This is a genomic window from Acidithiobacillus sp. TH-A67 (genome assembly GCF_057473545.1).
The window spans coordinates 1-8,324 of record NZ_JBYCKU010000019.1 but is presented as its reverse complement, the minus strand read 5'-3'; the positions used below and the strand labels follow the sequence as shown (position 1 = coordinate 8,324).

The following is an 8,324-nucleotide window of genomic DNA, read 5'->3' as shown; positions in this document are numbered from 1 at the left end:
GTCGCGGGTTCATATCGCACTCCTGCTCAGTGAAAACAAAAGCAGGTTAGAGCTCGCCAGCCAGCCCGGAAAGTACGGTGCCGTTTGAGCGGTTACTCCGACCTGGCGGCTGCCGCGGGTACGGTGCTGAGCCAAGAAGGATCTCCGGCAAGGCACGCATTTGTCGTTCGTCAGGGCGTCATCAAACTGGAGCGCTTTGGCGCGGAGGAAACGCAGCTCATAGGATTGCTACGTAGCGGGGATATCTGGGGATTCGAGGGGCTGGACTTACCCGATTACCAACACACCGCGACGGCCCTCCTTGCCTCTCGCATTTGCTCCCTCGAAGTAGATGCTTTGCAGGCTTGGTGTGAGCGGGAACCGCGAGTTCGACAGGCAATTCGGAAAAGACTACAACTGGCCCAGCAAGAAACGGAAGAGCACTTGCTCCTTGTGCTGTCCTCCAGCGCCGAGCGTCGGGTTATCAGATTTTTATTGCGATGGTGTGGAGACTACCCCGATGGCCAGAAAATCGCCCTTCCCCTTAGCCGCCAAGAATTGGCCAATTATCTGGGTATGTCCAAGGAGCATGTGAGCCGAATCATGGCGAAGCTGAAGCGGCAACGGCTCCTGCGTGAGCAGCATGGCTGGATCCAGGTACAGTATCCGTTGCTACGACAATATTTGCAGGACAACTCAGTATAAGTTTCGCTCCGGCAAATACCAAGACGATCCCTGGCTGCGCTCTCCTATCCTTGGCAGCGACTGAGCAGCCGAGCAAACGCGCTTGACACCGCGCTTTTGTGGTCTATGATATATCTAAGTACGATATATCTTAATGCTGTGGCACAGGCCGGCGGGAGTGCTCAATGAGAAGGGGCGGTAAGGGCGAAGCCTTGTGTGGTAAGTCTTCGAAAAAATGTGGTGACGGTCGGCGGCGAGCGCGTCTGTTGGACCAGGGTATGCTGCGATTCGTCATTCTGAAGCGCTTAGCAGAGCGTCCGGCTCATGGGTACGAGCTGATCAAGTTTCTGCAGGAGCAATCGAAGGATGTTTACAGCCCAAGTCCTGGCATGCTCTACCCCATGCTCTATCTGATGGAAGATCAGGGCTATCTGTCGACGATTTCAGAAGGTAACAAGCGGCTTTACCAAGTGACGGAACAAGGTTTTGGCTTCTTGCAGCAAAACTGGGGGTTGGCCGTCGCCGTCGAAGAACGACTGGCCGCTATGGGAAGTGATGAAGTGGAAAAGACGCGTAGCCAGCTGCACGCGCTGCGTGATGCCGTCCATGAGCGTATGGGTTTGAACGGCCAGCAGCCGGAGTTGTTACAGCAGATGCAGAGTATCTTGCAGGAGGCCTTGGACAAAATCCAGGCGTTGGATAGTCGAGTTTGATGGGAGTGTGAGGACAGATGATGAAGAACTTTCTTGGAGCAAGTGCTGGTCGGGGTATGGGGAATGCGAGAAGGAGAAAAGGTATGGAAAGTCAGGGTATGAGGGGGGCAGGGAAAGGAGCAGGGCGGTTGGGCTGTGTTTCAGATAGCGGGCAGCAGCAAGGACGTTTTCCCACGATGCTCGAAGATATGCCAGACCATAGCGCGCATCGGACTCAGCATTTGCAGCAAATGCGTATGGAAATTTCCCGCAGTCCAAGGGAGCAGCTCAGTCCCGCGGAACAGGAAGGATTACTGCTCATGCGAGAGGAAGAGAAGATTGCACGAGATGTCTATATTCGGCTCTACGCGCGTTGGGGAATACGACCGTTTGAGAATATCACCGGCTCGGAGCAAGTGCATATGGACGCCATCCTCGCTTTGCTGGAGCATTATGGCTTGCCGGACCCGGCACAAGGGCTTGGTGTTGGAGAGTTCCACCGTGCTGAGCTCCAGCGGCTCTATGATCAATTGATGGAACGGGGCCTCCAAAGTAGGGAGGAGGCCATCCGCGTTGGCCTGCTTATCGAAGAGCTGGATATTGACGATCTCCAGAAAGCTGCCAGGCAAACGGGAAAGGCCATCATCCGTGCCGTTTATGCGGAGCTGGAGAGAGGATCACGGAACCACCTGCGCGCTTTTTACCGGTGGAAAGAAAAGCTGGGAATTTCCTACCAGCCTCAGCATATGGCAGCGGAACCCTTTGAACGTATTGCGCTCTCTCCCCATGAGGACTGTGGATTGGATTGATCGTGGATAGATGGCAAAGCGTTACATGCAGGAGTGCGCTTCAAGAGTGCGGAAAAGTCGGGTGATACCTTTCGCTTGGCAAAGGTATTTCAGACAGTAAACATAATGTCTGGAAGCAAAATCATGGCGTCCCATCTCTCGGATCAGGAATGAGGCGCCGCAAAAAGGCACGGCGGTCGCATTGTTGCTGCTGTTCCAGGTTGGCGCGGGACTGCTGGCGGAAGCGGAGGACTTGGCCCCAGGCGGCGAAGACGGCGTCGGCATCGGGGTAGCGACGGAGGCCCTGCACCTCGGGCTGAAGAAGGAAGTGGCCCAGTTCGGGCAGATAGTGGAGGTGGCCCTGACCGATGAGCCCAGGGACGGACAGAGCCAGGGGAGGACCGAGACTGAGACAGGGAAGGGCAGTGCACTCGGCAGCGGTCCAGCCGCTGGGCAGGGGGGCGGCAGGGATGGCTGTGGGTATGCAGATTCGGTAGAGGGCGATGGGAGTGAGTAGGTGGCCCAACCACCAGCCGGTGACGGAACGCAAATCGCGCAGTTCCACGCTCAGATCCGGATGGGCGGCCTGACTGTCGCGAAAACAGGCCTCATGCCGGTGGCGGAAGGCGGCGGTGATCTGCAGAGCTAGGGTTTCCGCTGTTGCGGCGGGAAGAATTTGCCAGGTGGCCATCCCAGATCCTTCAGCGGTGCTTCTGTGCGTCATGTCTGGCGCTCCGGTGCGAGGCAGGCGTAGGCCAGTCTAGCCAGTTCTTGGGCAAGGCCACGGTAAAAGAGAAGTTCGCTCTGCGACGTAAGATCGCCAAGAAAACGATCCAGCCAATCACTGAGCGTGTCTTGGCAAAATCCCCGCAGGACTTCGGGTCCATTCTCCTCGTGGAGGAAGGCGGCGCATTCGCAGATGGTGCCCAGATAATCCGCAGGAAGCCCCGTGGATAATAAGCCTAAGTCGGCATAGAACGTTTCCAGAGCGGCCGCGCGATGGCCGTTTAGAGTACCTTCTTCGAGATAGGCCGAGGCAAAGGGTGGACAGAGGGCCGGAAAGGTGAAGAGCCGGGTATGTTCCCCCTGCCAAACATCCAAGGGCAGAGAGCTCAACTCCTGCATGGCGGTGGCCAACCAGAGGGGCTGGTAGGGTTGTTCCCGCAGGAGATCCAGGGACTCACCATCCGGCTCCGCCAGCGCCATGGCGCAGAAGTGCCAGATGGCGATGGTGTCGGAGGCCGCTTCAGTGGGTGGTAAGGACATGATAAATACCTGCGCCGAGGACTCCGTCATGGCCGGCATTCCCCCAAGGAAAGACATACACCCCGCAGGCCAGGAAGTAGTGGCGTAACAGGAACCCTCCGAACAGGACCATGCAGGCTGTGAGGATCACCGGAGCGCTGCGTTGCCAGCCTAGGAGGATGCCCTTGCTTTCCATGACGAAGGGCAGGATCAAGCCAATGCCCAGGAAGCCGATGATCCAGCCCCAACTGTGCCAGAGGATGGACAGGCTGGCTTGGCCGCTGCGACTACCGGGCAGTATGACGAGAAGAATACTGAAGATGAGCACGATTTCCACAGCAATGAGGAGGAGATCCAGGCGCTCATACCAACGAGTCATGACACCATGCTGATGCAGTACCGCATACAGGACGATAAGCTGATAAGCCAAGGCCGTGGAAAATGCGGAAACAGTGAACAAGGGAGGGACGAGATCGTTGGCCCACAGGGCTGCAGCGGGAAAAGAACGCAACAGTAAACCGGTATAAACCGCCGTACCTATTCCCGTGAGGATGGCGACCCAGGCAATGGGCGTGCGCAGGCGCCCAGCCCAATCGCCAACGAGACGAATCAGCGGCAGATCGAACCATCTTCCCAACCAGGGACCAGCCAAAGGCAGTTTGCGAAACCACGGCTCGTCCAGCAGCAGAGGCCAGATATAAAGCAAACCGAAAACCATTGCCCAGATAATGAACTGGGTACCCCAAGCAATCCAGGACCAAGGTAAAAAGAGCACATTCCAGGGCACAAGGATCTCCCAGACCCGAACCGGATGGAGCAGATCCACCAAGAGCAAGGCGGAACCAAAACCCAGGAAAGCCTCACCGGAGAGGGTGCCCCAGAGGGTGATGGCGCGTCCCGCTTGAAAGTAGCGGTGGCTGAAGAGGCTCAGGGCGATGAGGGCGGCGCCCAGACCGCCCAGGAAAAGGTAGGCGGCGACCAGCACGCCCCAGCGATCCTGAGTGGCGAAGGTGGTTGCGAAATGAACGGCACTCATAGCAGTTCCTCCGGAATTTTATGTACATAGTAGACGTTGGGACCAGTGCCCAACTCCGTGAGCAGACCCTGGGCCTTGCCGGTGGCGACAACCCTGGTGATGAGGTCGTTGGGATTGTCCAGATCGCCAAAGATGCGAGAGTGGGCCACGCAGGTCTCCACGCAGGCCGGTTGCAGGCCCTCCTGCAGGCGTTCATAGCAGAAATCGCACTTGTCGATGCTGGGTACGGTACGCTTGAGGAAGTTTTTGCCGTAATAGGCTTCACCCTGGCTGATATCCTGACGGTCGGCAGCGTAGCGGGCATCATAGGGGCAGGCCATGGCACAGGCCTGGCAACCCATGCAGACCTCCGGATTGACGCGGACGATGCCGTTGGCCTCCTTCCAGGTGGCGCCGGTGGGGCAGACGCTCACGCAGGGCGGGTTGTCGCAGTGGTTGCAGAGCTTGGGAAAGAACTGGCGGAGGATCTTGTCGCCCACTTCGATCTCTTCGTCATAGACATAAGTGCGGAATTTGTCGGGGTTCCACACCGGAGTCTGGTTTTCCATGGCGCAGGCCGCCATACAGGCGTTGCAGCCGACGCAGGTGTCCAGATTGATGAGCATGGCATATTTGGTCATGGATGATTCCTCAGACGCGTTCCAGGCGCACGGTGAATTCCTGGGAGCGGAAACCGCCGCTCACCGGTTCGATGAAGTTGGGGGTGATCTTGTTGAGGGCTGTGCCCATGCGATAGCCATGGGTGAGGGCCGGATTCTGGTCGCCATAGCCGCTGTAGAGAAAGACGGTATCTTCCCGGACGAGACGGGTGACATGAACCGAAGCCTCCGCCTTCTGCTGCGTGAGCTGGTTGGTCACCCATACCTTGTCGCCTTCCTTCAGTCCGAGTTTGCCGGCACGCGCGCTGTGCACCCAAAGACCCGTATAAATCTCGCCGCGGAACTTGCTGATCCCTACCAGAGGTTGGAAATCGTTGTTGGGCGAGCAATGGGAGACGACCGGTACCATCCCGAAAGTGAAATAGAATTCGTCGTCAGCCATGGGTGCTCTGCTGCCCGGCCGGCAGTCGGCGGGGATGTGGGTGGCCAGCACTGAGAAATAGGGACTGTCCCACAAGCCAAATTGTTCGCGCAGTTGGCCATAGAGATTGCTGTAGAATTCGGCGCGGCCACTGGGCGTCGGCAGTGCCATCTTGCGCGGCATCCCATAGTTGGCGATGAGTTCTTCCGCCTTGGCCACGGGATAGACCCCCTTCTCGCGCAATACGACATCGAGCTTTTGCGCGGTGATCCCCAGGCCCTCAGCCTTGGCCTCGAAGTCCATCTGGCGGAGGGCCATGGTGAAGGGATTCTTGATACCCTTGGCGCGCTTTTCCTCGGTCAGGGCCTTGAGCCGCGCCGCAGGAATACCCATCAAATTCTGCACGGACTGGTAATAGGGTTCGGGGCTGCCCGTAAGGATCTCCGTGAATTTCAGGAAGGCGTCGGTCAGAATGACGTTGTCATAGGCGGGCGGAACGGCTTGGTATCGAGTGATGAGCATGTTGTCGGGGTTGACGCCGTTGCCGTAAATGGCGGGCTCGTCCCGTTCCAGATAGGTGAGCTCCGGCAGAACCACGTCGGCATAGGCGACGGTATCGGCGGGCATGACATCCATGACCACCACCAGTTCCATGTTGGAGTGGGTGAACGCCTCTTGCCAGAACCCTTCCGGCGCATCGCGCATGGGATTGGTACCATTCAGGAGGATCGCCTTGCACAGGTAGGGCGCGCCCTTCCAGGTGAGCTTGCCCCGGATGGCGGAATCCAATCCTACCTCCGTGGTGAAAGGGAAGGCCGCCCAGTCCGGGGAATCCTTGGGGGTCTGATCGCGATGCACCGCCGCCCAGGCCGGATAACCATGGTTATGAGTGCCCGGATTGGCCGCCGCATTGGCGGACCAGTAGACGAAAGGCATACCGGCAAGGCTTGCCAGTGGCGGGGCCTTGGGGTTGTCCTTTTGCGCCCACATGTTGCGCACCTGTTCGCGATAATCGCCGCCGAAGATCCAGCCGCCGGGCACATCCAGACCACCTTTCAGGGTCTGGATCATCGCCTGCACCCGGCGCAACATCTGGATGTTGCCATAGCGGGCGCCGGACCAGCCAGGAATGACGATGGGTGATTTGGCGGTGCCGAATTCACGGGCGATCTTGCGGATGTCGCCGGCAGCGATGCCCGTATTGTCGGCTGCCCACTCGGGCGTGTAGGGCTCCAGTTCCTGATACTGGGCGTCGAAAACCGTGACGAGCGTCTTGCCCCCGTGCTGGAAGTTGGCCGGGGCGCGCAATTGCGGTTTGACTGCGGCGCCGCTGATGCTTCGGAGATTGCTATTGCTGAACGCGGGGAGGAAGACCACTTGTCCGCTGTGCTGGTCGATTACTGCGGGCTCCTTGTCGGCCGAAAGGTACAGTTCCCATGCGTTGTGGGCGTTTTTCCGGACGAGGAAGGGCAGGTTGCTATGGCTGATGAGAAAATCTTCGTCGTACCAACCCTGGTGCATCATCTCGCGAAGCATGGCCAGGGTGAAGTCCAGGTCGGTGCCCGGCTTGATGGCGTACCACTCATCGGCTTTGGCCGCGGTTTCAGAGGCGCGGGGGTCGAGTACTACCACCTTGACACCCTTTTCCTTAGCCCCGGCAAAGCGGACGGCGCGGCAGGTGGAAACGCCGCCAATGCAGGCATTGCCGATGATGGAGAGGATATAATCGCTGTTTTCGTAATCCTCGATGTTTTCACCATGCACCACAAAGTTGCCGGTCATGGAATTGGTGCCCAGGTGACCGTCAAAGACGCAGTTTTGCGTGGGCGAGGTAATGAGGTTAGGGCACTGGATGGCAGAGGTGAAGGCAATGGTATGGGGCACGTAGAAGGAGCAGGTGCTCCAGCCGCCGTAAACCGTCCATTCCCAGGGTTTGATGTTTTTGCTCTTCCGAGCAATGTAGTCCCAGGCTTCTTCCCAGGTTGCCGAGCGGAATTTCATCTCTCCCCGCTTGCTGCCCGCCACGCGAATGAGGGGTGTCTTGATGCGATTGGCGCTGTAGACCTGGCGTAAACCTGACTGACCGCGGGCGCAGATCTTGTCGCCGTTGAGGGTCGAGTTGGGATTGCCACCCAGCTTCATGATACGGCTCTTGCCCTTGCGCTCGGCCACCGTGATGCGTAGGGAGCAGAAAGACGAACAATAATTACAAATGGAATAGGCGAAATGATCCTCCGGATCAGGGTGGTCGGGCCCGGCGATCTGAATCCAGTTCGGGCGGTACAGGGTGACGCCGACTGCCCCCAGGCTGGTGTTTTTGAGAAAACTGCGGCGGGTCATTTTAGGGAACTGCCAAGCCATGATTAGGCCTCCTGCCTGTAAATACGCGTTGTGACGAACCGAATTAAGCCGACGCAGAACGCCGGTCTTGTTTCTACAGATACAACACAATCATACTATATTCTTATATTATAATCCTTGGTATAGAAATAACAAGATACCGATATCGTATTATATGGTATTGATTCATCGATGTTTTATGTGGGTACTGAGCCCCAGCTTACCCAGGATCAGGTAGGCCATGACGAGGAAGTCCTTGTGAGTGCGGTAGACAAGGGCTTTGGTCAGTGCTGGATGTCAGGAGTTGCCATGCGGTTGTTCATCGCCGAAACGCCCTCTCTCGGAAAAGGAATCGCCAAATATCTGCCGGGTAGTCAGCTTTGCAGAGACGGTTGCGTCCAGTGTGGACAGGATACCGTGAAGTGAATCCCTCCGATTTCTTATGTGTAGCAGCAAATTAGTAATGTCCGCTTTCGGCACGTTAGAAATGTCCGCCTGGAAGAGTAGAGAGGCAAGGACGAATGACGCAGGAGCGGATAG

General features: G+C 57.6%; 9 protein-coding genes. 4 read left to right on the top strand and 5 right to left on the bottom strand.

Annotated features, from left to right (window positions below):
- Positions 1–84: 84 nt before the first annotated feature.
- From AC2VNM_RS02370 to AC2VNM_RS02360, 3 genes are all read left to right on the top strand, one after another.
- Positions 85–684: a Crp/Fnr family transcriptional regulator gene (locus tag AC2VNM_RS02370; RefSeq protein WP_486912801.1), complete on the top strand. Its 600-nt coding sequence runs from the start codon at positions 85–87 to the stop codon at positions 682–684.
- A 257-nt stretch (positions 685–941) separates the two neighbouring features.
- On the top strand, positions 942–1,376 hold the full coding sequence (locus AC2VNM_RS02365; RefSeq protein WP_483167031.1) for a PadR family transcriptional regulator: 435 nt from the start codon (positions 942–944) through the stop codon (positions 1,374–1,376).
- A 128-nt stretch (positions 1,377–1,504) separates the two neighbouring features.
- Entirely contained in the window at positions 1,505–2,164 is a 660-nt protein-coding gene (locus AC2VNM_RS02360) for a DUF2202 domain-containing protein (RefSeq protein WP_483167030.1), read from the top strand.
- A gap of 121 nt (positions 2,165–2,285) precedes the next feature.
- Here AC2VNM_RS02360 and hybE read toward each other — a convergent pair whose 3' ends face one another.
- Genes hybE through AC2VNM_RS02335 form a run of 5 tightly spaced genes read right to left on the bottom strand, consistent with a single transcriptional unit; the run spans position 2,286 to position 7,805 of the window.
- The gene (gene hybE / locus AC2VNM_RS02355) at positions 2,286–2,834 is read right to left on the bottom strand and encodes a [NiFe]-hydrogenase assembly chaperone HybE (protein WP_483167029.1); all 549 of its coding nucleotides are present in this window, start codon (positions 2,832–2,834) and stop codon (positions 2,286–2,288) included.
- A gap of 29 nt (positions 2,835–2,863) precedes the next feature.
- The gene (locus tag AC2VNM_RS02350) at positions 2,864–3,439 is read right to left on the bottom strand and encodes a TorD/DmsD family molecular chaperone (RefSeq protein ID WP_483167028.1); all 576 of its coding nucleotides are present in this window, start codon (positions 3,437–3,439) and stop codon (positions 2,864–2,866) included.
- A complete protein-coding gene (gene nrfD / locus AC2VNM_RS02345; RefSeq protein ID WP_483167027.1) occupies positions 3,390–4,424 on the bottom strand; it encodes an NrfD/PsrC family molybdoenzyme membrane anchor subunit in 1,035 nt (344 codons plus the stop codon). Before nrfD ends, AC2VNM_RS02350 begins: the two co-directional genes overlap by 50 nt.
- The gene (locus AC2VNM_RS02340) at positions 4,421–5,044 is read right to left on the bottom strand and encodes a 4Fe-4S dicluster domain-containing protein (RefSeq protein WP_483167026.1); all 624 of its coding nucleotides are present in this window, start codon (positions 5,042–5,044) and stop codon (positions 4,421–4,423) included. The genes nrfD and AC2VNM_RS02340 overlap by 4 nt, the downstream gene beginning before the upstream one ends.
- Positions 5,045–5,054: 10 nt before the next feature.
- Positions 5,055–7,805 carry a molybdopterin-dependent oxidoreductase gene (locus AC2VNM_RS02335; protein WP_483167025.1) on the bottom strand — a complete coding sequence of 917 codons (2,751 nt, stop codon included), beginning with the start codon at positions 7,803–7,805 and terminating at the stop codon, positions 5,055–5,057.
- Between the two features lie 180 nt (positions 7,806–7,985).
- Between AC2VNM_RS02335 and AC2VNM_RS02330 the strand changes: the two genes are divergently transcribed.
- Positions 7,986–8,210: a hypothetical protein gene (locus AC2VNM_RS02330; RefSeq protein WP_483167024.1), complete on the top strand. Its 225-nt coding sequence runs from the start codon at positions 7,986–7,988 to the stop codon at positions 8,208–8,210.
- Positions 8,211–8,324 lie beyond the last annotated feature (114 nt).